The organism is Qipengyuania benthica (genome assembly GCF_030717865.1).
Classification (GTDB): domain Bacteria; phylum Pseudomonadota; class Alphaproteobacteria; order Sphingomonadales; family Sphingomonadaceae; genus Qipengyuania; species Qipengyuania benthica.
This window is the reverse complement of sequence record NZ_JAVAIL010000005.1, coordinates 141,975-166,092: the sequence shown is the minus strand read 5'-3', so window position 1 is coordinate 166,092 and position 24,118 is coordinate 141,975. Positions and strand designations below refer to the sequence as shown.

21 protein-coding genes are annotated in these 24,118 nt (G+C 62.8%); 15 read left to right on the top strand and 6 right to left on the bottom strand.

Features of this window, described 5'->3' with window-relative positions; translation table 11 throughout:
* The first annotated feature begins 101 nt into the window (after positions 1 to 101).
* Positions 102 to 887, top strand: coding sequence for a MipA/OmpV family protein (locus Q9K01_RS13965; protein WP_305930735.1), 786 nt, complete (start codon positions 102 to 104; stop codon positions 885 to 887).
* Positions 888 to 1,016: 129 nt separating this feature from the next.
* The gene (locus Q9K01_RS13960; RefSeq protein ID WP_305930734.1) at positions 1,017 to 1,787 is read left to right on the top strand and encodes an NUDIX hydrolase; all 771 of its coding nucleotides are present in this window, start codon (positions 1,017 to 1,019) and stop codon (positions 1,785 to 1,787) included.
* Between the two features lie 91 nt (positions 1,788 to 1,878).
* Here the strand turns inward: Q9K01_RS13960 and Q9K01_RS13955 are convergent, their stop codons facing one another.
* Together Q9K01_RS13955 and Q9K01_RS13950 are read right to left on the bottom strand one after the other, a co-directional pair.
* A complete protein-coding gene (locus Q9K01_RS13955; RefSeq protein WP_305930733.1) occupies positions 1,879 to 2,205 on the bottom strand; it encodes a 2Fe-2S iron-sulfur cluster-binding protein in 327 nt (108 codons plus the stop codon).
* 36 nt (positions 2,206 to 2,241) lie between these two features.
* Positions 2,242 to 3,504: a cytochrome P450 gene (locus Q9K01_RS13950; protein WP_305930732.1), complete on the bottom strand. Its 1,263-nt coding sequence runs from the start codon at positions 3,502 to 3,504 to the stop codon at positions 2,242 to 2,244.
* 163 nt (positions 3,505 to 3,667) lie between these two features.
* Here Q9K01_RS13950 and Q9K01_RS13945 point away from each other — a divergent pair, with 163 nt between their 5' ends.
* From Q9K01_RS13945 to Q9K01_RS13895, 11 genes are all read left to right on the top strand, one after another.
* Entirely contained in the window at positions 3,668 to 4,426 is a 759-nt protein-coding gene (locus Q9K01_RS13945; RefSeq protein WP_340324278.1) for a FadR/GntR family transcriptional regulator, read from the top strand.
* Positions 4,427 to 4,468: 42 nt separating this feature from the next.
* Positions 4,469 to 5,611 carry an NAD(P)H-dependent flavin oxidoreductase gene (locus Q9K01_RS13940; protein ID WP_305930730.1) on the top strand — a complete coding sequence of 381 codons (1,143 nt, stop codon included), beginning with the start codon at positions 4,469 to 4,471 and terminating at the stop codon, positions 5,609 to 5,611.
* A gap of 23 nt (positions 5,612 to 5,634) precedes the next feature.
* Positions 5,635 to 6,825, top strand: coding sequence for a thiolase C-terminal domain-containing protein (locus Q9K01_RS13935; protein ID WP_305930729.1), 1,191 nt, complete (start codon positions 5,635 to 5,637; stop codon positions 6,823 to 6,825).
* Positions 6,822 to 7,283 carry a Zn-ribbon domain-containing OB-fold protein gene (locus Q9K01_RS13930; RefSeq protein WP_305930728.1) on the top strand — a complete coding sequence of 154 codons (462 nt, stop codon included), beginning with the start codon at positions 6,822 to 6,824 and terminating at the stop codon, positions 7,281 to 7,283. Before Q9K01_RS13935 ends, Q9K01_RS13930 begins: the two co-directional genes overlap by 4 nt.
* Positions 7,284 to 7,290: 7 nt before the next feature.
* Positions 7,291 to 8,541 (top strand): acyl-CoA dehydrogenase family protein, encoded by a 1,251-nt coding sequence (locus tag Q9K01_RS13925; RefSeq protein ID WP_305930727.1) that lies wholly within the window; start codon positions 7,291 to 7,293, stop codon positions 8,539 to 8,541.
* Positions 8,541 to 9,632, top strand: coding sequence for an acyl-CoA dehydrogenase family protein (locus tag Q9K01_RS13920; RefSeq protein ID WP_305930726.1), 1,092 nt, complete (start codon positions 8,541 to 8,543; stop codon positions 9,630 to 9,632). The genes Q9K01_RS13925 and Q9K01_RS13920 overlap by 1 nt, the downstream gene beginning before the upstream one ends.
* Before the next feature lie 61 nt (positions 9,633 to 9,693).
* Positions 9,694 to 11,307 carry an acyl-CoA synthetase gene (locus tag Q9K01_RS13915; RefSeq protein WP_305930725.1) on the top strand — a complete coding sequence of 538 codons (1,614 nt, stop codon included), beginning with the start codon at positions 9,694 to 9,696 and terminating at the stop codon, positions 11,305 to 11,307.
* A complete protein-coding gene (locus Q9K01_RS13910; protein WP_305930724.1) occupies positions 11,304 to 12,938 on the top strand; it encodes a flavin-containing monooxygenase in 1,635 nt (544 codons plus the stop codon). The genes Q9K01_RS13915 and Q9K01_RS13910 overlap by 4 nt, the downstream gene beginning before the upstream one ends.
* Positions 12,938 to 13,909 carry an alpha/beta fold hydrolase gene (locus Q9K01_RS13905; RefSeq protein ID WP_305930723.1) on the top strand — a complete coding sequence of 324 codons (972 nt, stop codon included), beginning with the start codon at positions 12,938 to 12,940 and terminating at the stop codon, positions 13,907 to 13,909. The genes Q9K01_RS13910 and Q9K01_RS13905 overlap by 1 nt, the downstream gene beginning before the upstream one ends.
* Before the next feature lie 209 nt (positions 13,910 to 14,118).
* Positions 14,119 to 15,111: an aldo/keto reductase gene (locus Q9K01_RS13900; RefSeq protein WP_305930722.1), complete on the top strand. Its 993-nt coding sequence runs from the start codon at positions 14,119 to 14,121 to the stop codon at positions 15,109 to 15,111.
* A 163-nt stretch (positions 15,112 to 15,274) separates the two neighbouring features.
* Positions 15,275 to 16,339 carry an IS630 family transposase gene (locus tag Q9K01_RS13895; RefSeq protein ID WP_422785324.1) on the top strand — a complete coding sequence of 355 codons (1,065 nt, stop codon included), beginning with the start codon at positions 15,275 to 15,277 and terminating at the stop codon, positions 16,337 to 16,339.
* 261 nt (positions 16,340 to 16,600) lie between these two features.
* Here Q9K01_RS13895 and Q9K01_RS13890 read toward each other — a convergent pair whose 3' ends face one another.
* Positions 16,601 to 17,140, bottom strand: a complete 540-nt coding sequence (locus Q9K01_RS13890) for an ion channel (protein ID WP_305930721.1) — start codon at positions 17,138 to 17,140, stop codon at positions 16,601 to 16,603.
* On the opposite strand from Q9K01_RS13890, the gene Q9K01_RS13885 reads away from it, so the two are divergent.
* Complete coding sequence (locus tag Q9K01_RS13885; protein WP_305930720.1) at positions 17,139 to 17,624, top strand: DUF892 family protein; 486 nt, start codon at positions 17,139 to 17,141, stop codon at positions 17,622 to 17,624. The genes Q9K01_RS13890 and Q9K01_RS13885 overlap by 2 nt on opposite strands.
* A 12-nt stretch (positions 17,625 to 17,636) precedes the next feature.
* On the opposite strand, the gene asd is transcribed toward Q9K01_RS13885, so the two are convergent.
* From asd to Q9K01_RS13870, 3 genes are all read right to left on the bottom strand, one after another.
* Positions 17,637 to 18,470 (bottom strand): archaetidylserine decarboxylase, encoded by an 834-nt coding sequence (gene asd / locus Q9K01_RS13880; protein WP_305930719.1) that lies wholly within the window; start codon positions 18,468 to 18,470, stop codon positions 17,637 to 17,639.
* Between the two features lie 52 nt (positions 18,471 to 18,522).
* Positions 18,523 to 19,029 (bottom strand): CinA family protein, encoded by a 507-nt coding sequence (locus Q9K01_RS13875; protein ID WP_305930718.1) that lies wholly within the window; start codon positions 19,027 to 19,029, stop codon positions 18,523 to 18,525.
* Between the two features lie 78 nt (positions 19,030 to 19,107).
* On the bottom strand, positions 19,108 to 21,372 hold the full coding sequence (locus Q9K01_RS13870) for an NADP-dependent malic enzyme (protein WP_305930717.1): 2,265 nt from the start codon (positions 21,370 to 21,372) through the stop codon (positions 19,108 to 19,110).
* Positions 21,373 to 21,487: 115 nt separating this feature from the next.
* Between Q9K01_RS13870 and mutS the strand changes: the two genes are divergently transcribed.
* The gene (gene mutS, locus Q9K01_RS13865; RefSeq protein ID WP_479692272.1) at positions 21,488 to 24,115 is read left to right on the top strand and encodes a DNA mismatch repair protein MutS; all 2,628 of its coding nucleotides are present in this window, start codon (positions 21,488 to 21,490) and stop codon (positions 24,113 to 24,115) included.
* The last annotated feature ends 3 nt before the right edge of the window (positions 24,116 to 24,118 follow it).

Below are 24,118 nucleotides of genomic sequence, written 5' to 3'. Positions count from 1 at the left end.
AGTCACGCCGGCATTCGCTCCGCTGGGCAATGAAGGCACAAGGTCGTAGCCACACAGCGACGTCTCGGACCCACACCGAGAAATTTCCGTAGGAGCAGTTCATGAAGTTCTACTTTGTTGGCGGTGCTGCCGCAGTCCTGCTCCTTGCAGCGGCTCAACCCGCGCTTTCCCAGGATGATGAGGAACCACGCCGGACGAGGATCGCGCTCGGCGTCCAGATTGTGCCGAGCTATCCGGGTTCCGATGACCTGAGTTTTCGTCCGCTTGTCGACGTCGCTCGCGCTCGCGGGACCGATCCTTTTCAATTCGAAGCACCGGATGAAAGTTTCGGATTCCCTCTTATTAGATTTCAGCAACTGACCATCGGCCCCGCCCTGAACTTTGAGGGCAGCCGGGCTGCTGGGGATGTCGGCGTGGACCTCCCGAAGGTGGGGTTCACGGTCGAGCCGGGTGTGTTCCTTCAATACGATCTGTCTGAAAGCGTGAGGCTACGCTCAGAGCTTCGAAAAGGCCTGGGAGGCCACGAGGGGTGGGTCGGGAATATCGGTGCCGACTTCGTGGCCCGTCGGGGGGACGATTGGCTCCTTTCAGCCGGGCCTCGTGTTACCTTCGCGGACGAGACCTACAACAGCGCTTACTTCTCTGTTGCTCCCGATTCGGCATCCGGCCTGCCAGCGTTCTCGGCGGGTGGTGGGATTCAGTCGGTTGGGGCTACACTCGGCTATGTGCAGCAAATCACCAAACGTTGGGGAGTCTACAGTTACGCGAAGTATGATCGACTTGTGGGTGACGCTGCCGACTCGCCGGTGGTGCGAATAATTGGTTCACCAGATCAGATTTCGGGAGGGCTTGGCCTGACTTATACATTCGGCCCAGCCGGCTCCTAACTCCCGATGATGAGGGACTGCAGGTAGCAGCCGCCGCTCCGTATGACCGCCCGCACGACCGTAAGTCTTTGCGACAGCGATCCCGGCGCGTAAAGATGTTGAAGAGGCACGCTTCAGGAGGAGAGTTGGATGAATTTGCGAACGCCCGTCGATCCGGTTCCTGCCGCGACCATGCTGTTGCTGCGCGACGATCCGCAGTTCGAGGTTCTCATGGTAAAACGGCACCACCAGATCGATTTTGCCTCGGGCGCATTGGTGTTTCCCGGTGGCAAGCCCTCAGCCGGTGACAAAGTTCCTGAATGGATCGATCATTGCACTGGTTGGGATTCCTTCGATCACACGCAACGGACCTTGCGGATTGCCGCCATCCGTGAAGCTTACGAAGAAGCAGGAATCCTGTTGGCCGAAAATAGCGACGGTACGACATTCGAGGGCGCCTGCGACCTTGAAAGCCGCAAGGCGGTAGAGCGAGGGACTCAGGGATTTTTAGACATCGTGCGCGACGCCGGCGTGCGACTGCGGCTCGACCGGCTTACTCAGTTTGCAAGGTGGGTTACGCCAGCATTCATGCACAAGCGCTTCGACACCCATTTCTACGTTGTCCGCGCTCCCGACCGGCAGATTGCCGCCTGCGACGGATACGAAACCGTCGACGCGGAATGGCTTTCGCCGCGCAAGGCGCTGCAAATGGGAGAAGCTGGAGAGCGAACGGTTATTTTCCCGACCCGGCTGAACCTGCAATTGCTGGCAGAAGCAACGAGCGCGGAAGATTGCGTTGCACAGGCTGAAGCCCGCGAGATGGTGACGGTCCTACCCGAGATCGTCGAGCGCGACGGCAAGAACGTCCTCACTATCCCGGAGAACGCGGGATATGGTGCCGCTTACGAATTTGTAGATTGAAAGCCGACCTGCAAGAAGCCCGAGCTTTGCTGGTGTCTCCGTACATCGGGGGCCGCTACTGAGGCCTCATCGAAAATCTCACAGTGATCCGTCAGTATTGCTGCTCGGGGACGTGCAGAACTAAGCCGTCCAGCTCTGGCATTATTGGAATCTGGCAAGCAAGACGGCTGTATTCGCTCGTGCCTTCGGCGAACTGCAGAAGGTCGGATTCCATACTGTCGTCCGCCAGGCGACCTACCTTGTCGATCCACGCGGGATCGACATGGACGTGACATGTCGCGCAGGCGCAGACACCGCCGCAATCGCCGTCAATTCCTGGCACATCGTTGAAGAGCGCCGCTTCGCGCGCGGTTTCGCCTTCGGCCACCTCGACCTCGCGCCGCGTTCCCTTGCTGGAAACGAACGTTACCTTGACCATCTTGAACTCCGTATATTTGCTCGCGCGGGTAGCCGGTCATCGTGCGTGCAGCCGAACCGGTAGCTTGGTGATTCCCCGAACGAGGTTTGAGAACAGGCGTTCGGGCTCGCCGGTTACTTCGACTTGCGCGAACCGCTTGTGAATCTCTTCCCAGATGATCCGCAGTTGCAGTTCGGCAAGGCGGTTGCCCATGCAGCGATGTATGCCATAACCAAAGGACAGGTGATGACGAGGGTTCTTGCGGTCGATAATAAACTGGCTGGCCCTGTCGATCGCGGTCTCGTCCCGGTTGCCCGACAAGTACCACATGACGACCTTGTCGCCTTTCCTGATTTGCTTGCCACCGATCTCCCAATCCTGAACGGCAGTGCGCCGCATATGGGTCAGCGGGGTCTGCCAGCGGATGATCTCGGGCACCATGCTGGCGATCAGCGAAGGGTCCTCGTTCAGCTTTCGGTATTCGTCCGGGTTCTGGTTGAGCGCCAGGACGCCCCCGCTGATGGAATTGCGCGTGGTGTCGTTGCCTCCAACGATAAGCAGGAGGAGATTGCCGAGAAATTCGAGGAAGGGCATGTCCTGAGTCGCAGGCGAATGCGCCATCATCGAAATCAGATCGTTCTTCGGTTCTTCGTTGATGCGCTGCTCCCACAGACCTTTGAAATACATTGCGCATTCAATGAGCTCAGCTCGCCGTGCCTCGTAGGATTCCACGATTCCAGTTTCGGGCGCGGCCGTCGTCACGTCCGACCATCGTGTCAGCTTGCGTCGCTCTTCCCACGGAAAATCGAACAAGGTCGCCAGGGTCATCGTGGTCAATTCTATAGAGACCTTGTCGACCCAGTCGAATTCTTCGCCAACGGGTAGCGTGTCGAGAATTTCGCCTGCGCGCTCGCGAATAATCGGCTCGAGCAGCAGCAGGTTGGAGGGCGCGACCGCGGGAGTGACTGCCTTGCGCTGCTGGTCGTGCTTGGGCGGGTCCATGGCGATGAACATTTCGAGTTCGAGCGCGCCTTCGACGGAATGCATATCTTGGATTGCGATGCCGCCCAGTTTCGCCTCCGACGAAAAAACCTTGTGGTTGGTATCGACCGCCATGATGTCGTCGAATTTGGTAATCGACCAATAGGGCCCGACGTAGCTGTCCGGGCAGTAGTGGATCGGGTCTTCCCGCCGCAGACGATCGAAGAACAGGCCTATGTTGTCCTTCTGGAACAGGCTGGGTCGCGAAACATCGATCTCGTCGATCGGGATGGACGCGATCTTTTCTGCCGAATCCAGTTCAATCGTGGCGCTTTCCATGTCCCATCCTTCGTCGTGGCTAATCGTCGGCACTGGCGCAAGGTAGGCCGCCCACCCCTTGTCGTCAATAAACCTTATAATCTTTAATTTCTCGGCCCGGGCTCGGTAACGGCCGCAAGGATGTGTGGACAGGATTGTGATTTAAGTCTTATAAGCATTCTTGATGGGAGCTAATCCACAGATGCGGCCGAGGGCCGATGTTACGAAGAAGACCAAGCGCGCGCTTTCGCTCGCTCAGCACATCGTTCGCGATATCGAAGCTGGAGCCCATATTGCGGGGGACCGGTTGCCGCGCGAGGATGAAATGCTTGCGCGATATGACGTTGCCCGGGCAACCTTGCGAGAGGCGCTGCGCTTCCTCGAACTCCAGGGCGTCATTCATCTGCAACTGGGGCGCGGCGGCGGTCCGGTCGTCGCACGTCCGCAAACCGGCGATTTTGCTAACAGTCTTTCGCTTATCCTGCATTTCATGGAGGCAGACCTGCGGGGGCTGCTCGAACTGCGCGAAGCGATCGCGCCCGATGTTGCCGCTTACGCCGCCCAGCGAGCGACCACTGGCGACCTGAGCGCCCTTGCGGATTGCCTCAAGGAGCTCGAGCGCAATGTCGAAGGAAGCAGGTTCGAGGAATTGAATCGCCGCTTTCACGACCTTTTGGGCTGGGCCAGCGGCAACCCCCTATTCGGCCTGCTGACTTCGGCGATGCATTTGCTGACCCGCGAATTCTCGCACTCGCTGGGCTATTCGGCGCAGGAACGAGCTGTTCAATTGCGATTTCTGCGCCGCGTTCTTGAGGCCGTTCGCACCGGCGATAGCGAAGCTGCGCGGAACTCCATGGCCCGTCTTGTGTCGGGGTCCGCCGCCTATCTCGCGGAGAGAAGCCCGGAACTGGTGAGCCAAAAGGTCCGGTGGGGACACATTTAGCTACGCGTCCGGGACGGGCGCGGGATGGAGAGGAAGACAACAATGGCACTCAAGAGCCGCATTTGCGAAATTCTCGGGATCGAATACCCGATCCTCCTCGCCGGCATGGGCGGGGCGAGCGTTCCCGCGCTCGCGGCTGCCGTTTCGAATGCCGGGGGACTCGGCGTTCTGGGCGCAGCGGCGTGCTCGCCGGACCAGTTGCGTAGCTGGATCCGTCAGACCCGCGAGATGACCGATAAGCCGTTCGGGGTGGACACGCTTCTGCCAGCCTCGGTGAGGCGGGGTTCGTCGCCACAAAGTGGTGATGCGCCCGACAACCCGATGGCATTGCTAGGCGAATACCAGGAGTTCACCCGCGATTTCATGGAGCGGGAGCATCTGCCCCACGTCGATGCTGCAGCGGCGATGCGCGCCGCGGGTGCGCCGGAAATGGGCAAGAGCGGGCTCCAGCTGTTCTCGAGAGAGTTCTTCGAGGCGCAGATGGAAGTGGTGATTGAGGAGAAGGTGCCGGTCTATGCCGCTGGCCTCGGCAATCCTGGGCCCTGGATGGACCGTCTTCATGCCAATGGCACCAAGGTCATGGCGGTGATCGGCAAGGTCAAGCACGCTCGGCAGGTGGTCGATTCCGGTATCGACATGATCGTGGCGCAGGGTCACGATGGCGGCGGCCACAATTCCCCGATAGGAACCATGTCGCTGATCCCGCAGGTCGTCGATGCAGTCGGCAATCGTGTGCCCGTGATCGGGGCCGGCGGTATTTCCGACGGGCGCGGAGTCGCTGCGGCACTGATGCTTGGGGCCGAAGGCGCGTGGGTTGGCACGGCATTCCTCGCGACGGTCGAAGCCGGGATCGAGCACTTCCAGAAGGAAGCGATCACCGAAAGCGGCGATGCGGACACGGTCGTCAGTCGTTCGCTGACCGGCAAGCCCGCGCGAATGATCCGAAACAAATGGGCCGATGCATGGGTTGCTGCAGGCAAGGAGCCCCTTCCCATGCCGTATCAGTCGATGGTTTCGGGGCCGGTCATGGCCTCGGGCATCAAGGCCGAACGCAAAGACATCATGCCTGGCTTTGCTGGCCAGGGAATTGGCCTGATCGACGCGATCCGGCCAGCTGCAGAGGTCATGCGCGGTCTGGTGGATGAGGCGGAAAGAGCCCTGGCCAGCGCCCGTTCGTATTCCTGACCAGCGGCTGAACGGGGCATGGCATGACCACATCACCCTCACGCGGCTTCGCGGACAAGGCTGCAATTACCGGCGTCGGCGAAACGGACTTTGTGAAAGGCACGGAACGGACCGCGGTTGACATGATGCTCGAAGCATCGCGCCGCGCGATCGCTGACGCGGGGCTGAAGCCATCCGACATCGACGGCATGGTTCCGCCGCCGATCTACACGACATCGGAGGAAATGGCCGCCAACCTCGGCATCGACGTGCTGCGCTATGCGGCCACCGTCCACATGGGCGGCGCCAGCCCGACGACGGCGTTGCAGAACGCTGCGATGGCGATCGCCAGCGGCCTCTGCAATCACGTCCTCGTGACGCTGGGCTGGAATGGTTATTCGGCGCTCAGGCCTAAGGCCGGTGCGCCGCCAACCCGGCCGATGAACATGAACACGCTGACCAATACCATTCGGGGCTATTATATCCCCTATGGCGTGTTCCTGCCGGTGCAGATGTATGCATGGCTGGCGACCCGCCACTCGCAACTATATGGGGTAGGCGCGGACACGATGGCGGCCGTCGCGCTGGCCTGCCGTCGGCACGCGCAGTTGAACCCCCGCGCCTTTACTTATGGTCGGGCGCTCGATGCCCAAACCTATCACGCCGCGCGCTGGATTTCCGAGCCGTTTCGCCTCTACGATTGTTGTCTGGAAACCGATGGCGCCTGTGCGGTTGTCATTTCGCGAATCGATCGGGCCAAAGACATGCCCCATGTGCCCGTGACCATCGCCGGCGCCGCCGAAGGCCATCCTTATCCCGCAGATGATATCCCTTCTCGGCCAGATCCTTTCAAGATCGGGCTCACCTACGCCGCCCCGCGTGCCTTCGAGATGGCCGGGGTCAACCGGGAAGACATGGATTTCCTGCAGATCTACGACTGCTTCACATATGTCGTTCTGCTGCAGCTCGAAGCTCTTGGGTATTGCGAGCCTGGAGGGCAGGCGGAATTCGTCGCCAACGGACAGATTGAGCTCGGTGGCCGCTACCCGATCAATACCCATGGCGGCTTGCTCAGCGAGGCACACGTCTGGGGCCTTAACCATGTCATCGAAGCGGTGCGCCAGTTGCGCCACGATTGCGGCGAACGACAGGTGCCAGATGCCCAGACCGGCCTTGTGACCGGCTGGGGGGATCTCGGCGACGGGGCCATTGCTATCCTCAGGAGGTTTGCATGAAAGATGAGCAGGATCTGCCGCCGAAAATGCGGACTTCCGGCCAGAAGGTGCCTGGCAAGCCGCTGCCGCGCCCTCAGGATCCGGTCGAGCAGGAGTTCTGGGAACGCTGTCAGGATGGGCACCTCTATTTCCAGCGGTGTGGGAATTGCGGCCTTTTCCGCCACCTGCCCCGGTATATGTGCGCGAAGTGCGGATCGCCTGAATATTCGTGGGAACGCAGCAGCGGCAAGGGGACGCTGTATTCGTGGACTGTCACTCACCAGGCCCTGCACCCTGCGTTTGCCGCCGAGATACCCTTCGTGGCGGCCGTGGTGGAACTGGAAGAGGGCGTTCGCATGGCCACACGCCTGATCGACTGGAATCGCGAAAATCTCGCGCTCGACCTTCCGGTGCAAGTAGAATTCGAAACGGTCGGGGATGACTTCCGGCTGCCTGTTTTCCGTCCTCGCGAAAGATAGAAACGCCATGGATCTCGACTACGGACCCGAATACGATATCTTCCGCCAAGAGGTGCGCGCATTCATCAAAGAGCACCGCCATCTTGCGCCGCCTCCGGGTGATCGGGCTGCCCGCCCTTCGGCCGAGGCGATCGAATGGCAAAAGCTGCTGATCGCGCACGGCTACACCGCACGGACAATTCCTTGCGAGTACGGCGGATACGGAGCAGAGCCGGATATCCTCAAGTCGCGCATCGTCGCAGAGGAGTTTTCGCGGGCCAGAATGCCGGGAGGGCTAGCCAACCAGGGAATATCGATGCTGGTGCCGACCCTGCTCGAACTCGGCTCCGAGGAACAGAAGCGGCGCTGGATTGAGCCCACCTTGAAGGGCGACGTGGTCTGGTGCCAGGGCTATTCCGAACCTGGCGCCGGGTCCGACCTCGCCAACCTGAAGACGAGCGCGCGAGTCGAGAATGGCGAGTTCGTCATCAACGGGCAGAAGATCTGGACCAGCACCGCAAAGCAGGCCGACATGATCTTTTGCCTAGTGCGGACCGAACCGGACGCACCCAAGCATGGCGGCATTTCCTACCTGATCTTTTCGATGGACACGCCGGGGATCGAGGTTCGCCCCCTGAAGACGATGACCGGCCATGCCGAGTTCAACGAGACGTTCTTTACCGATGTCCGCGTCCCGGTGGACCAGATCGTTGGCCAGCGGGGCCAGGGCTGGCTGGTCGCGAACGCGACTTTAGGTCACGAGCGGGGGATGCTGGGCGATCCCGACGCGCTGGAAAACCGGATGCAGGCGCTCATCGCCCTGATGCAGGACGAACGCACCGGTGAGGGGCGAGCGATCGACAATCCGGTCCTGCGCGACCGACTGGTTGCGCTTCAAGCAGAAGTGGCAGCAATGAAGTACAACGGCATGCGCGTCCTTTCCGATAGCCTGAAGGGAGAACCGGGCGGGATGGCCAAGCTGATTGTGAAGTTGCAAAGCTGCGAACTCGCCCACCAGATTTCCGCGCTGGCGATCGACGCCATGGGCGAGATGGGTATCCTTTATCACCACAGCCCTCGCGAACGCGATGGAGGAGCGTGGCAATGGAACTACATGTTCCAGCTCGGTCTCATCATCGGCGGCGGGACCGCCCAGATCCAGAAGAACATAATCGCCGAACGCGGCCTCGACATGCCGCGCGAGCCGAAGCCGGCAAGGATTGCGGCTGCGGGGCAGCAAATCACGGCCCCCGCACACCAGGCGCAGGGAGCAAACTGATGGACTTCGGACTTTCGCAGGATCAGCAGATGCTGCGTGACGCGGTTGCGCGCTGCCTTCGGGACACCTGCCCGCTCGACCACGTTCGCAAGTGTGTGGAGCAGGAGAATCCGGCGAGCGACCGGGTGTTGGAGGCCCTGAACGTTCTGGGAGTCGGCGGAATGCTGGTCCCCGAAGAACATGGCGGCCTCGGCATGACCTTGCTTGATGCGACGGTAGTAGCGGAGCAGCTTGGCTTTGCGGTCGCGCCGGTACCGTTTCTCGCCAGTCAGGTTCTTGCACCGATCGCCTTGCGCGAGGCGGGTAGCAAGGAGCAAAAAGCGCGCTGGCTGCCCAAGATCGCGCGTGGGGAGGTGCGCGTCGGTGTCGCGATCTCCGAAACGTTAGAAACGCGGGACGGTTCGGGTGTTTCCTCCGCTGCCGGAGAGCTCACCGGCACTGCCCTGTTCTGCCTCGATTTCAAAGGCGCCGACGCCTATATCGTGGCCGACGCAAAAGGCAGGCTACACCTCGTCGACGCCGAAGCATCTGGGCTGACGACTATCTCGTTGACCACAATTGATCGCACCCGAAGCGTCGGGGAATTACGTTTTGACGGTGCCGAGGCAGAGCCACTTGCTGACGATGGCGGAGTTGCAACTTCCCGGCTGCGCGATGCGGGCCGTGTGATCCTGGCGGCAGACAGCCTGGGCGCGGGCGAGACCATGATCCAGAAGGCCGTCGCTTATGCTGGTCAGCGCGAACAGTTCGGTCGCCTCATCGGCAGTTTCCAGGCGGTCAAGCATATGTGCGCCGAGATGGCCGCACGGCACGAACCGTGCCGTTCGCTGGTCTGGTTCGCCGCCCACGCTTTCGACGCGATGCCGAATGAGGCATCGCTGGTCGCCTGCCAAGCGAAGTCCCACACGGCCGAAGTTCATCGATTCGTCGCCCGCACGTCCACCGAAGTACATGGCGGAATGGGCTTCACCGATCTGCTTGGCCTGCACTACTGGTTCAAGCGGATCGGGTTCGACCGACAGGTCCTTGGCGGGCCGGAAACGGTGCGGGCCGAGGCAGCGGTGCTTCAAGGCTGGACCAAAGCCGCCTGATAAGTTTTACCGGGAGGCCAGCGCGCCAGGTCCGCCAGCCCGTACGGAGAGGAGAACTGATGTGATCGAATGGAATCTCGGCGACATTCTCGACGCGATCGAGCCAGCCATGCCAAAGGATGCACCGGCCCTGATCCATGGTGAGCGGATGGTCACATGGCCCGAAATGTCCGCGCGTTCGAACAATGTTGCGCGCGCGCTGCGTAAACGTGGAGCCGGTGATGGCGCCAAGGTCGCTTTCTATATGCGTAACCGTCCCGAATACGGCGAGCTGATGGCAGCTTGCTTCAAGGGTCGCTTGACCCATGTAAACATCAATTACCGCTACCAGGCCGATGAAGTTCTATACATATTCGACGATTCCGACAGCGAGGTGATCGTCTACAGTTCGGAGTTCAGAGACTGCATCGTCGCGCTCAAGGAGCGCTTAAGCAAGGTTCACACCTTCGTGGAAGTTGGCGACGCTTCGCATATCGCGCCGTTTGCGGTTCCCTATGAGACCCTTGCGCAGGAAGGCGACGGATCGGCGCTCGGCATCGAACGTTCGCCCGGCGATCTTCTTTTCATCTATACTGGCGGGACTACCGGCATGCCCAAGGGGGTGATGTGGCGGCATGATGACATGCGCAAGGCGCAGCTGGATGCGCAGAAGCTGATCGGCCCGGTGCCCCAAACGCTCGAAGAAAATGTCGCGCTGATCCGGAGCGAAGGACCGGGTCGGCGAACCCTTCCCGCCTGCCCGCTTATGCACGGGACAGGCTTCATCACCGCGATCGGCACGCTTATGTCGGGAGGCGCCATCGTCACGCTGGGTGATCCGTCATTCGATGCTGTGGAAATGTGGGAAACCGTTAACAGGCACAAGGTGGAAAGCATCGCGATCGTGGGTGACGCCTTTGCCAAGCCCATGCTTCGCGCGCTCGATGAACACCCAGGCCGCTGGGATACCACCAGCCTCGTGACCATAATCTCGTCGGGTGTAATGTGGAGCAAGGAGGTCAAGGCCGAGCTCTGCAGGCATATTCCTCAGGTGGTCTTGATGGACAGCTTCGGCGCGTCTGAGGGGCTTGGTTTCGGCCTCTCGGTCACCACCGCGCAAGGAGGCACCAATACGGCCAAGTTCGGCATCGGGGAATTCTGCGATGTGTTCGATGAACAGGACCGGAAAGTGGAGCCCGGGAGCGGGGTGCCGGGATTTATTGCTCGCAAGGGTGCAATTCCCGCGGGATATTACAAGGATACCGAGAAGTCGGCGAAGACGTTCCGTACCATCGATGGCGTGCGCTACTCCATTCCGGGGGACTGGTGCACCGTTGAGGCCGATGGCAGCCTCACGTTGCTGGGCCGTGGCAGCGTATGCATCAACACCGCTGGCGAGAAGGTTTACCCCGAAGAGGTCGAGGAGATCCTCAAGACCCACCCCGCCATCGGTGACGCGCTGGTCGTCGGCGTCCCACACGACAAATGGGGCCAGGCCGTTACCGCAGTCGTCCATCTCATCGACGCCACGCTGTTCGACGAGCACGCGGTCAGGGCCCATGTCCGAAAGCAATTGGCAGGTTACAAGACACCAAAATCCATCCATCCGACAAAAACCCCCCTGCGCGCATCGAACGGCAAACCAGATTATGGCACCGCGAAATCGATCGCCGAAAAAGCGGTCCTCGGGCCGTGACCGAGCGGACACCTCCCGATTACGACGCCGTGGTTGTCGGCGCCGGCTTCAGCGGCATCTACCTCCTGCACAAGCTGCGCGAAGCCGGGTTCAACGTGGTGCTTGTCGACGCGGCGGCTGAGCCGGGCGGGATCTGGTACTGGAACCGCTACCCTGGCGCTCGCGTGGATTCTCAAGTCCCGTTATACGAATTTTCGCTACCCGAGTTATGGCGTCCATGGTCCTGGAGCGAGCGCTTTCCCGGATGGGAGGAGCTAAGGGCCTATTTTAGGCACGTCTGCGATACCCTTGCCCTGTGGCCGCTGATGCGTATGGGGTGGAAAGTCGAGAACGCGCGCTTTGACGAAACGCTCGGTTGCTGGCGCGTGCAGCGTGAGAGTGGGGAAACGATATCGACCCGCTTCCTTTTGCCCGCTGTCGGTTTCGCGTCGAAGCCGTATATCCCCGAACTTCGGGGTATAGGAGATTTCGCGGGCGAATGGTGCCATACGGCGCGCTGGCCGCAGCAAGGCATCGATCTGAATGGTCGCAAGGTTGCTGTGATCGGAACGGGTGCGAGCGGTGTGCAGGTCGCCCAGGAAGCGGCGAAATGTGCGCGAACGCTGACCCTGTTCCAGAGAACCCCTATCCTGGCCCTGCCCATGCGGCAGGAGATCCTGTCCAAGAAAGTTCAGGAGCGCGAAAAGCTGGACTACCCCGCAATTTTCGAACAGCGCCGGCTGACAAGCGGTGGATTTGAAGCCCAGTCGCTTGAAGTCTCTGCTTTGGAGGTCGACGAAGCGACGCGCAATGCCCACTTCGAAGCCCTCTGGCGGCGCGGCGGGCTGGGGTTCTGGTACGCCAACTTCGCCGACCTGCTGACCGATCGCAAAGCCAATCGCCATGCGTACGATTTCTGGCGCGACAAGGTTCGCGCACGCATCACAGACTCCGACCTGGCCGAGAAACTCGCGCCTTTCGCGCCCCCTCATCCATTTGGCACCAAGCGCCCTTCGCTAGAACAGGACTATTACGAGATTTTCGCCCAAGACAATGTTTCACTCGTCGATCTAGAGGCGAATCCGATCACCGGCATCGAGGCGCACGGCATCAAAACCCAAGACGGCGAGGTCGAATGCGACCTCATCGTTTTCGCCACCGGCTTCGACGCTGGGCGCGGCGGGTTGATCGACATGAACATCGCCGGGACTGGCGGCCGTGGACTTTCGCGAGCATGGGAAGATGGCTTGCGCGCCTATCTGGGAATGGCGGTATCGGGGTTTCCCAACATGCTGTTCGCTTACGGCCCGCTAAGCCCTTCGGGCTTTTCCAACGGCCCGACGAGCGCCGAGATTCAGGGTGACTGGATCTGCGATTTCATGGTCTGGCTGCGCAACGAAGGGTTCGACCGTTTCGAGGCCGAGCCGCAGGCAGAGGCAGCGTGGACCGAAATGGTCGCGCAGGCCGGCGCGATGACACTCTTCCCCGAAGCGGACTCTTGGTACATGGGCGCGAACATTCCCGGCAAGAAGCGACAGCTTATCAATTTCCCCAGCGTATCGATTTACGCAGCAAGCTGCGAAGACGTGGCGCGCGATGGCTACCGCGGCTTCGCTACCAGCAAATTTGCCAATGAGGGCTGCATAATCTGATGAATAAGACGGTCCGAACAGATACTCTTTCAGCCGACATCGATCCAGTCTGGGCGGGAGATGGTTCACATCTGCCAGAATGGTTCGTAGCGGCTCTCAACGTTCCACGCGAGGAAGGCTTCGTCGAGATCAACGGCGCAAGGACACGTTACTTCCGCTGGGGCGATCGCGCCAAGCCCAAGGTTTTGATGAGTCACGGCTTCCTCGCCCATGCGCGTTGCTTTGCATTCATCGCGCCGTTTCTCGCGGAAGACTACGATGTGGTGGCGTTCGATCTCGCGGGAATGGGCGACAGCGAAATGCGCGGGCGAGCCGATCTGGAGGAAAGGGGACGGGAGTTCGCCGAGATGGCCGAGGCGCTGGATTTGTTCGAGGGCGGCCAGAAACCTACAATCGTCGCGCACAGTTTCGGCGCAGGAGCCGCGTTGACCGCTGTGACCCAATCGCCGGAGGCCTTTTGCGGGGTGGTGGTCTGCGATCTGATGATCATGCGGCCCGAGCTTCTCGAGCAATACTGGAACCTTAGGCGGTCGAGCCCTGGCTCCGGCGACCCCGATAAGCCTAAAAACCGTTACCCGAGCTACCAAACGGCACGAACGCGATACATCCTTTCTCCGCCCCAGTCGGTCGGCGAGCCATTCCTGCTGGACTACATGGCATATCACTCCCTGCGTCAGGATGGCGACGGATGGACCTGGAAGTTCTCGCCTGAGGTCTTTCGGAGGAGCAACAAACCGGACGAATGGCTCACGGTTGGACAGCGCCTGGTGAGCGCCCCAGGCCGCAAGGCCATCGTACACGGGGAGAGTAGCCAGTTCTTCACAACGGACTCGGCGGAATACATCCGCGAACTTGGTGGCGCTAATATTCCCATAATTGCCGTTCCTGAGGCGCGACACCACCTGATGCTCGACCAGCCATTGGCATTCGTAACCGCGTTGCGGTCTGTTCTGGCTCTTTGGAACAACTAGCGGCCGATCGGTGGTTCCAGTGAGTTGTCGGGTCAACGTAGGAGACAAGGGCCCGGCGAATTGGAGATTGATGCCCCCGGTCGGCGGAACGGATTACGACCTCAACCATAGGTTCGAAACAGGCGACCCGGTTTGGTCGCTGTCAAGGCTGGGCTGGTGGGGAAAAATCTCCGGACGGTGGGCGTGCCCAAACAGATAAGGAATTGCAGATGCAAATTGCCACTCGAAAGCTCGGCTCGCAGGGCCTTCAGGTCTCTGCCCTCGGCCTTGGCTGCATGGGCATGTCGGAATTTTATGGAAGGGGGGACGAGACGGAGGCGGTCGCGACGATCCACCGCGCCCTCGATCTGGGAGTCACCTTTCTGGACACGGCCGACATGTACGGCCCTTTCACCAACGAGGTTCTAGTCGGCAAAGCCATAGCGGAACGGCGTGAGGAGGTAGTGCTGGCGACCAAGTTCGCCAACGTGCGCGGCGAGAATGGCGAATTTCTCGGTATTCGCGGAGACGCGGACTACGTACGCCAGTCTTGCGATGCCTCGTTGAAGCGCCTCGGAGTCGACTATATCGACCTATATTATCAGCACCGCGTCGATCCGAACACACCGATCGAGGAGACGGTGGGCGCGATGGCCGAACTGGTCAAGGCGGGGAAAGTCCGGTATCTGGGCCTATCCGAGGCCGCACCCGAGACAATTCGCCGCGCGCATGCGGTTTACCCGATTTCGGCACTTCAGACCGAATATTCGCTCTGGAGTCGCGACCCGGAAGATGAGATTTTACCCACAATTCGTGAACTCGGCATCGGTTTTGTTCCTTACAGCCCGCTGGGGCGAGGTTTCCTTACCGGACAGATTCGCCGTATCGAGGACCTGGACGAGGATGACTACCGCCGCACCGGGCCGCGCTTCCAGGGGGAAAACTTCCAGAAGAACCTCGATCTTGTGTTTGAGGTGGAGGCAATGGCCCGTGAGAAGGGCTGCACTCCCGCCCAGTTGGCACTCGCGTGGCTTCTGGCACAGGGCCAGGACATCGTGCCGATTCCCGGGACAAGGAAGCGTACGCGGCTCGAGGAAAATGTGAAAGCGATGGACGTCCGGATCACGACCGATGATCGCTCGCGGATTGACAGCATCTTCCCTCCCGAAGCGGCCGCGGGCACTCGCTATGCGGCGCCCCAGATGCAGGCGCTGAACGGCTGAGCAGCGAGCGTCCCGGGGGCCGCTTTTCGTTTATCGTTACCGATAGAGGGGTTGGTTCATCCAGACGTTGGGTCTGGGTCTGATACCAAAAAGCCGTGAGTTTGACTCACGCGGGGGGATTCCCAAGAGGCGAAAACTCTGAATCTATGACGCTCTGTCGGCCATGGGCTCAGTGATAGTCTTGCGAGATGATTTTGACGGGGCGGCGTTGCGGCGATTGGCGCGATTGTCGACAAGCGCGAACCAGGCGCGACGGATGCCGGCGTTGGCTCAGATTTATGACGGCGGCAGCCGGAGCGAGGCCGCCAGGACCGGGGGTGTGACCCTTCAGATCGTGCGCGACTGGGTCATCCTCTTCAACGCCCGGGGCCCTGATGGGCTGCTTGACGGCAAGGCTCCCGACAAGTCCTCGATCCCCAATGATGCCCAGCGCCGGGCGCTTGTGGAGATCGTCGAGCAAGGTCCTATTCCTGCAATCCACGGCGTTGTTCGCTGGCGGCTGATCGACCTGGTCCAGTGGCTCCAAGAGGGAGTTTGCGGTATTGCTCGACGTAACGACCGTGGGGCGCGAGTTGAGGAAACTGGGCTACGTCAAGCTCACCCCGCGACCTCGTCATCATGCTCAGAACGAACAGGCCCTGGAAGCCTTCAAAAGGGGGGCTTTGCATCCGAGCTGGCAAAGGTCAAAGCGACTCTCCCGAAGCGCACGCCCATAGAAATATGGTTTCAGGACGAGGCTCGCGTCGGCCAGAAAACCAAGATCACGCGGCGCTGGGCCAGGCGAGGGACGCGGCCGTCGGCGTCCAAGGACCAGCGGACCAGGTCGGCCTATATCTTCGGTGCAATCTGTCCGGAACACGGAAAGGCCGCCGGGCTGGTCCTGCCCTTTTGCAATACCGAAACCATGACGTTGCATCTTGCCGAGATATCGATCGCCGTCGCGCGCGGCGCCCACGCGGTTGTGCTGATGGATCAGGCAGGATGGCACATGACCGCCAAGCTCATCGTGCCCGAGAATATCAGCATCATCGCGTTGCCGGCCAAATGCCCCGAGCTCAACCCGGTCGAGAACGTCTGGCAGTTCATGCGCGACAACTGGCTCTCAAACCGCGTCTTTACTTCCCACGATAACATCGTCGACCACTGCTGCGAGGCCTGTAATAAGCTCGTCGATCTGCCATGGCGCATCATGACCATTGGACGCCGCCAATGGACTCGTGGGTCGTGATCAATGCAGTTTGGTATAAGGTTTGAAGACATACGATACCATTCTGGATAGCGAGACTAGCTCAATCGGAACGGTGATTACCCGGTGATTGCCAGCATGAATATATCACTCTTTAAAATCTCGATTACCATATATATATCAAAAACTTATGGATACCTGATCACAAAATCTGGTACTTCCGCTTCCGGCGCCGCTAGCGCTCGACGCTGGGCCGTCGGGCTTCGGGCCGTCGGGCTTGGGGGGCGGCGCCACCGGCACCCGTCAGTGGCGAAAGGTCTCGCCCCAGATCGTGTAGATGAAGGTCGCGGACCAGGTGATCAGCATGAAGCCGCTCAGCGCCAGCATCATGACCAGCAATCGTATCGCCCCATGCGCTTCGAGCTGGGCGTATCCCAGGGTGGAGAACGAAACTCCTGCGAAATAGAGGTAATCGGCGACGGTGCTGCCGAAGCCGCTGCTCAACGCGCCGTGCCCCGGATAGGACAGCAGAAAGGCGAGCAGCCCTGCACCCATCGCGATCTCGATCAGATGGAGGAGAGCCAGTCCCCAGAAGGTGAACAGCAGGCCCGCATATCGGTGCTTTTCCTGTTTGGGCTTGAGAGTGCGGATCAGCTCGAGGCCGGACATGTGAAGCAGACCGTAAACGAGCAACAAGCCGATACCGGAAGCCAGTACGGTCCATTCGCTGTCGGTCATGTATGCTACAATGGACCAGGCGAAGCCGCGTTCCAGCGGCGAGCGGGCGAGGGGACAGTCGCGCCGGTCGGGAACGATTTCGATCCTCCCGCGCTCGGGCCGCATGACGACTTCCAGCCATGAAGAACTGCTCCGCGTCGCGCTGCGGGATTTGCGCGAGGGACGCGGGGTGGTCGCGCATCGCCTCCCCGAAGTGGCGGCAGCGGTGGACGATCCCGAGACCCGACAGGCGTTCCAGCGCCTGATCGCGCAAGCGACGCAGGAGATGGAGACGCTGGCCGAGATGCTGCGCAATCCCGAGGGCGAGCCCAATCTGTGGGCGGGCGGGATCCTGGACGATGCCGGCCGCGATGTCGCATCGACTGCGGCGGGCCCGGTGCGCGATACCGCGCTGATCGGCGCGATCCGCAAATTCCTGGCGGCCGATATCGTCTCGCTGGAGACGGCGATCTGCCTTTCGCAGCATGAGGGCGACGCGAAATCCGCAGCGCTGGAAGCTCTGCGGCAGAACGCTTCGGCGCTCGATCATCTGCTGCGTGGGCAGCTGCGGCGGCTGACGGGCCAGGCGCCCGATCGCGCCGCAGACTGAAGAGGCGCCTCCCTAGCGGGGCGCGTCGCCCATCCTTTCGCCCAGCCGGACCGGCCCTTCGGGCAGCCAGTCGCGGTTGAAGTCGATCGCGCCGGGTTCGAACAGCATGACGATGGTCGAGCCGAGCAGGAAGCGGCCCATCTCCTCGCCCTTGGCCAGCACGATCTCTTCGTCCTCATAGCTCCATTCGGCCAGCCGTCCGCTGCGCTTCGGGTTGACCACACCGTGCCAGACCGTCGCCATGCTGCCGACGATCGTCGCCCCGACCAGCACCATTGCGAACACCCCATTTTCGGGCGATTCGAACACGCAGACAACGCGTTCGTTGCGCGCGAACAGGTTGGGCACGCCGCGCGCCGTCACCGGGTTCACCGAGAACAGCGCCCCGGGGACATGGATCATCCGCACCAGCCGGCCCTCGCAGGGCATGTGCAGGCGGTGATAGTCCCGCGGCGAGAGATAGAGGTTGGCGAAGCTGCCGTGCTGGAACCGCGCCGCCAGCGCGGCGTCGCCGCCGACCAGTTCGGTGGTGGTGAAGCGGTGCCCCTTGGCTTGCAGCATGTGGTGATCGTCGATGGCGCCGAACTGGCTGATCGTGCCATCGACCGGGCTGACGAAATCCGCCTCCGCGATCGGTCGCACACCGGGTTTCAGCGCGCGGGTGAAGAATGCGTTGAAGGTCGGGTAATGGGCGAAATCCGCATTCTCGGCCTCGCTCATATCGACGCCGTATTTCGCCGCGAACCAGCGGATCAGCCGCGTCGTGTTCACTCCCGCCCGCGCTCCCGCGATGCGACCGGCGAACACAGTCAGCGCCTGCTTGGGCAGCAGATATTGGGGCAGCACTTTGAGACGATCTAAGATAGCAAACCTCGCTCTTGCGCGATCATCGCCGCGGTCACGCCTTCGCCGCTTCGGCGACTAGCATCCTCAGCGCCGACACCACAGCCCTGTTGCACACCGCCTCGCGGCCGAGGTCGCCGTAGTGATGCACTTCGTGGAGCGGCTCCGCCCCGTCGCGGGCCAGCGCGATATGCACCAGCCCGACCTCTTCATCATCCTGTTGCGGCCCCGCGAAGCCGGTCACCGACAGCGCCAGATCGGCATGGCTGCGCTCCAGCGCGGCCTTCGCCATGCCGAGCGACACGTCGCGGCTGACGCCTTCGCAGGATTCCACCTCCGCCCGGTCGAGATCGAGCAGCTCGCACTTGGAATCCAGCGAGTAGACGATGAAGCCGCGCTCGAGCGCGCCGCTCACTTGCGGATCGGAAACGATCGCGGTGCAGATCATCCCCCCGGTGCAGCTTTCCGCCACCGCCAGCCGGGTACCCTGCGCGCCCAGCGCCTTGCCGAGCGCGCTCACCAGTCCCTCGATTTCCCGTTCGACTTCCCTGCGGTCGGTCATGCATTTCACCTTGGTTGAAAGGCGATAACGGGTTTCCGGCTCCCCGGTTTCCGTAAGCGGCAGAAGCGCGAGCGCCCGCTAGCCCACGACACCCGCGCTCGCCAGCACCGCCAGCGTCAGCATGTCGGGAGCGATCGCGGTCATCGGCGCGATCTGGACCGGCTTTTCCATCCCGATCATCATCGGCCCGATGGTCGCCTCGCCGCCCAACTCGCGCAGCAGCTTGGCCGAAAGGTTCGCCGATTGCAGCCCGGGCATCACCAGCACATTGGCGGGACCCGACAACCGGCTGAAGGGATAGAGCTTCATCACCTTGGGGTTGAGCGCGGCATCGGGGGCCATCTCGCCTTCGTATTCGAAACCCGGATCGCGTTCGTCGAGCAGCGCCACGGCCGCGCGAATGTTGTCGAGCCACTGGCCGGAAGGGTTGCCGAAGGTCGAATAGGACAGGAAGGCGACCCGCGGTTCGTGCCCCATCCGGCGCGCGACATGCGCGGTCTCGGTGGCGATATGCGCCAGTTCCTCGGCGCTGGGCCGCTCGTTGATCGTGGTATCGGCCAGGAAGGTGGTGTGATTCTTGCCGATCATCATGTGGATGCCGAAGGGGGTCGCGCCGGGCTTGGGGTCGAGCACCCGGCCCACTTCGCGCGCGCTCTGGCTGAAGGTCCGGGTGAGCCCGGTGATCATCGCATCGCCATGCCCCAGCGCCACCAGCAGCGCGGCGAAGACGTTGCGCTCCTGATTGACCATCCGCGCGACATCGCGCTCGGTATAGCCGCGCCGCTGCAGCCGTTTGTAGAGAAAGTCGTTCATCGCCGGGACCTTGTCCGACAGCGCCGAATTCTCGATGATGTAGCTGTCGGGGTCGTCGACCGCGAGCTCGACCAGCTTCTCGCGCACCTTCTCGGTCCGGCCGACCAGGATCGGTTCGCCATAGCCGAAATCGCGGAACTGGATCGCGGCGCGCAACGCGACCTCCTCCTCCGCCTCGGCGAAGACCATCCGGCTCGGATTGGCCTTGGCGAGGCCGTAGATATTGGTCAGCGCGGCGGTGGTCGGGTTGAGCCGCGATTTGAGCAGATGGGCGTATTCCTCGAAATCCTCGATGTGTTTCAGCGCCACGCCCGAATCCATCGCCGCCTTCGCGACCGCGGAGGAGACCACCTCGATCAGCCGCGGATCGAAGGGCGCGGGGATGATGTAGTCGCGCCCGAACTGATGGTTGACGCCATAGGCCGCGGCGACTTCCTCGGGCACCCGCTCGCGCGCCAGCCGGGCGATCGCCTCGGCGGCGGCGACCTTCATTTCCTCGTTGATCGTGGTCGCCTGAACGTCGAGCGCGCCGCGGAAGATAAAGGGGAAGCCCAGAACGTTGTTGACCTGGTTGGGATAGTCGCTGCGCCCGGTGGCGATGATCGCATCGGGGCGCACCGCCCGCGCTTCCTCGGGCATGATCTCGGGCACGGGATTGGCCATCGCGAAGATGATCGGCTGGTCGGCCATATGCTCGACCCATTCGGGCTTTAGCGCCCCGGCGGCGGAGAGGCCGAGAAAGATGTCGGCCCCGACCAGCGCTTCTGCCATGCTGCGCGCCTCGGTGTCGACCGCGTGCGCGCTCTTCCACTGGTCCATATTCTCCTCGCGGCCGCGATAGATCGGCCCGTCGCGGTCGCAGACGATGACGTTTTCATGCGGCATTCCCATCGCCTTGACCAAAGCGGTGCAGGCCAGCGATGCGGCGCCCGCGCCCGCGACCACCATCCGGCAGTCCTTGATATGGCGCCCGGTCAGCTCGCAGGCATTGATCAGCCCCGCCACCGCGATGATCGCGGTGCCGTGCTGGTCGTCGTGCATCACCGGGATGTTCATCCTGTCGCGCAGCGCGGCCTCGATGATGAAGCATTCGGGCGCCTTGATGTCTTCCAGATTGATCCCGCCGAAGGTCGGCTCCATCAGCGCGACCGCGTTGATGAAGGCTTCGGGATCCTCGGTGTCGAGCTCGATATCGATCGCATCGACATCGGCGAAGCGCTTGAACAGCACCGCCTTGCCTTCCATCACCGGCTTGGCGGCCAGCGCGCCGAGATTGCCCATGCCCAGGATCGCGGTGCCATTGGTGATCACCGCGACGAGGTTGGAGCGCGCGGTATAGCGTGCGGCATTGGCGGGATCGTCGGCGATCGCCTGGACCGGATGCGCGACGCCGGGAGAATAGGCGAGGCTGAGATCGCGCTGGGTCGCCATCGGCTTGGAGGCGACGATCTCCAGCTTACCCGGACGGATCGTCTCGTGATAGAACAGGGCCTCGCGTTCGGTGAAACCGGTCTGCTTCTCTTCGGCCATCGTCGCATCTCCATTCGCTTGCGGGCCCGCCCTAACTTGCCGCCCGGCCAAGCGATAGGGGAAAGGCCGGGCGCGCACGCTTCCCGAATCGGCTGGCGCTTGGCACTCGGGCGGGATGGCCGGCGGCGAAACCCCGATGATGCAGCAATACCACGCGCTCAAGCAGCAGGCGGGGGAGGCGCTGCTGTTCTACCGGATGGGCGATTTCTTCGAACTGTTTTTCGAGGATGCCAAGGTGGCGGCGGGCATCCTCGACATCGCGCTGACCAGCCGCGGCGCGCATGACGGCGAGCCGGTGCCGATGTGCGGCGTGCCGGTGCATGCGGCGGAAGGCTATCTCGCGCGGCTGATCCGCGGCGGCTGCCGGGTGGCGATCGCCGAACAGGTCGAGACGCCCGAAGAAGCCAGGAAGCGCGGCGGCTCCAAGGCGCTGGTGGCGCGCGACATCGTCCGCTTCGTCACCGCGGGCACGCTGACCGAGGACGCGCTGCTCGATCCGCGCAGCGCCAATCTCTTGGTCGCGCTGGCCCCCTTGCGCGACGCGGTCGGGATCGCCGCCTGCGATATCTCGACCGGACGGATGGAGCTGGAGGAATGCGCCCCCGACGCGCTCGAGGCGGCGCTGGCGCGGCTGGGCGCGAGCGAAGCGGTGGTGCCCGAGGATTGCGACCTCGCGCCAGAGGGTGCGATCCCCGATGCCATTCCCCGCCCGCGCGGCGATTTCCGCAGCGAGGAAGGCGAGGCGCGGCTGAAGGCGCTGCACGGGCTCGCGACACTGGACGGGCTGGGCGAATTCACGCGCCCGATGCTGGCGGCGGCGGGCGGGCTGCTGGCCTATCTCGACCACGCCGGCCGCGGCGAGATGCCGTTCCTGCTGCCGCCGCGCGCGCGCGGGGCCGCGGCGCATCTGGCGATGGATGCTGCGACGCGGTCGAGCCTCGAGATCCTGGCCGCGCAATCGGGCGGGCGCGCAGGCAGCCTGCTGGCGACGGTCGATCGCTGCGTCACCGGCGCGGGCGCGCGGCTGCTGGCGGAGGATCTCGCCGCGCCGCTCGCGACACGCGCCGCGATCGACGCGCGGCTGGCGGCAGTGCGCCATTTCCACACCGATCCGCTGCTGCGCGCCGATCTGCGCGGCCTGCTGCGCGGGGCGCCCGATATCGGTCGCGCACTGGGACGCGTGGTCGCAGGCCGCGGCAGCCCGCGCGATCTGGGGCAGGTGCGCGACGGACTGGCCGAGGCGCGACGGATCCGCGATTTGCTGCAGGGCCGCGAAGACCTTCCCGAACTGCTGGTGCGGACCAGTGGCGCGCTGGGCGGCCACGCCGAACTGGTCGACCAGCTCGATCTGGCGCTGGTGCCCTCGCCCCCGACCGAGCGCGGCCAGGGCGGCTTCATCGCCGCGGGCTACGATCACGCGCTCGATGCCTTACGCGAAACCAGCGGCAACGCCCGCCGCGCGATCGCCGCGCTGGAGGCGAAATACCGCGAAGAGACCGGGACTCCGACGCTCAAGATCAAGCACAACAAGGTACTGGGCTATTTCATCGAGGTGCCCGCGAAGCATGGCGACCGGCTGATGGCGCCCGACAGCGGCTTCACCCACCGTCAGACGATGGCGGGTGCGGTGCGCTTCAATTCGCTGGGGCTTCACGAGGAAGCGACCCGCATCGCCGAGGCGGGCGGGCATGCGCTGGCGGCGGAGGAAGCGCATTTCGAGGAGCTGGTCGGCGCGGTGATCGCGCGGCGCGAGGCGATCGCCGCGACCGCCGAGGCGCTGGCGCGGATCGATGTCGCCGCCGGCCTCGCCGAGCGCGCGGTCGAGGGGGGCTGGTGCCGCCCCGAACTGGTCGACGAGCCATGCCTCGTGATTGAGGCGGGGCGCCATCCGGTGGTCGAACAGGCGCTGGCGCGGGGGAACGATCGCTTCGTCGCCAATGATTGCCGGCTTTCGTCCGACGACCGGCTGTGGCTGATCGGCGGCCCTAACATGGGCGGCAAATCGACCTTCCTGCGCCAGAACGCGCTGATCCTCCTTCTCGCCCAAGCCGGCAGTTTCGTGCCCGCGACCAGCGCGCGCGTGGGGATTGCAGACCGGTTGTTCAGCCGGGTGGGCGCGTCGGACAATCTGGCGCGCGGGCGTTCGACCTTCATGGTCGAGATGGTCGAGACCGCCGCGATCCTCGCGCAGGCGACGACCCGCAGCTTCGTGATCCTCGACGAGGTCGGGCGCGGGACCTCGACCTATGACGGGATGGCGCTGGCCTGGGCGGTGGTGGAGGCGGTCCACGAGACCCTGCGCTGCCGCTGTCTGTTCGCGACGCATTACCACGAGCTGTCGCGGCTGGCGGAGACCTGCGATTCATTGAGCCTGCACCATGTCCGCGCGCGCGAGTGGAAAGGCGATCTGGTGCTGCTCCACGAACTGGCGCAGGGCGCGGCGGATCGCAGCTACGGGCTGGCGGTGGCACGGCTCGCCGGCGTGCCCCCGCCCGTGCTCAAGCGCGCCAAGGCGGTGCTCGACAAGCTCGAGAAAGGACGCAGCGAAACCGGCGGGCTGGCGGCCGGCTTGGGCGAGCTACCGCTGTTCGCGGCCAGCATGGCGGCGGCGCAAGAGCCCCGAAGCGATGGCTTGCGCGGCCGCCTCGAGGCTCTCGATGTTGACCGGCTCAGCCCGCGCGAGGCGCTGGACCTGCTTTACGAACTCAAACGGGAAGCGGCCGAACCCGGCGATCCCGTTTGACCG

Coding starts and splice junctions, on each gene's coding strand:
- Q9K01_RS13965 (WP_305930735.1), top strand. CDS start 102: ATGAAGTTCTACTTTGTTGGCGGTGCTGCCGCAGTCCTGCTCCTTGCA.
- Q9K01_RS13960 (WP_305930734.1), top strand. CDS start 1,017: ATGAATTTGCGAACGCCCGTCGATCCGGTTCCTGCCGCGACCATGCTG.
- Q9K01_RS13955 (WP_305930733.1), bottom strand. CDS start 2,205: ATGGTCAAGGTAACGTTCGTTTCCAGCAAGGGAACGCGGCGCGAGGTC.
- Q9K01_RS13950 (WP_305930732.1), bottom strand. CDS start 3,504: ATGGAAAGCGCCACGATTGAACTGGATTCGGCAGAAAAGATCGCGTCC.
- Q9K01_RS13945 (WP_340324278.1), top strand. CDS start 3,668: ATGGGAGCTAATCCACAGATGCGGCCGAGGGCCGATGTTACGAAGAAG.
- Q9K01_RS13940 (WP_305930730.1), top strand. CDS start 4,469: ATGGCACTCAAGAGCCGCATTTGCGAAATTCTCGGGATCGAATACCCG.
- Q9K01_RS13935 (WP_305930729.1), top strand. CDS start 5,635: ATGACCACATCACCCTCACGCGGCTTCGCGGACAAGGCTGCAATTACC.
- Q9K01_RS13930 (WP_305930728.1), top strand. CDS start 6,822: ATGAAAGATGAGCAGGATCTGCCGCCGAAAATGCGGACTTCCGGCCAG.
- Q9K01_RS13925 (WP_305930727.1), top strand. CDS start 7,291: ATGGATCTCGACTACGGACCCGAATACGATATCTTCCGCCAAGAGGTG.
- Q9K01_RS13920 (WP_305930726.1), top strand. CDS start 8,541: ATGGACTTCGGACTTTCGCAGGATCAGCAGATGCTGCGTGACGCGGTT.
- Q9K01_RS13905 (WP_305930723.1), top strand. CDS start 12,938: ATGAATAAGACGGTCCGAACAGATACTCTTTCAGCCGACATCGATCCA.
- Q9K01_RS13900 (WP_305930722.1), top strand. CDS start 14,119: ATGCAAATTGCCACTCGAAAGCTCGGCTCGCAGGGCCTTCAGGTCTCT.
- Q9K01_RS13895 (WP_422785324.1), top strand. CDS start 15,275: ATGGGCTCAGTGATAGTCTTGCGAGATGATTTTGACGGGGCGGCGTTG.
- Q9K01_RS13885 (WP_305930720.1), top strand. CDS start 17,139: ATGACGACTTCCAGCCATGAAGAACTGCTCCGCGTCGCGCTGCGGGAT.
- Q9K01_RS13890 (WP_305930721.1), bottom strand. CDS start 17,140: ATGCGGCCCGAGCGCGGGAGGATCGAAATCGTTCCCGACCGGCGCGAC.
- Q9K01_RS13875 (WP_305930718.1), bottom strand. CDS start 19,029: ATGACCGACCGCAGGGAAGTCGAACGGGAAATCGAGGGACTGGTGAGC.
- Q9K01_RS13870 (WP_305930717.1), bottom strand. CDS start 21,372: ATGGCCGAAGAGAAGCAGACCGGTTTCACCGAACGCGAGGCCCTGTTC.
- mutS (WP_479692272.1), top strand. CDS start 21,488: ATGGCCGGCGGCGAAACCCCGATGATGCAGCAATACCACGCGCTCAAG.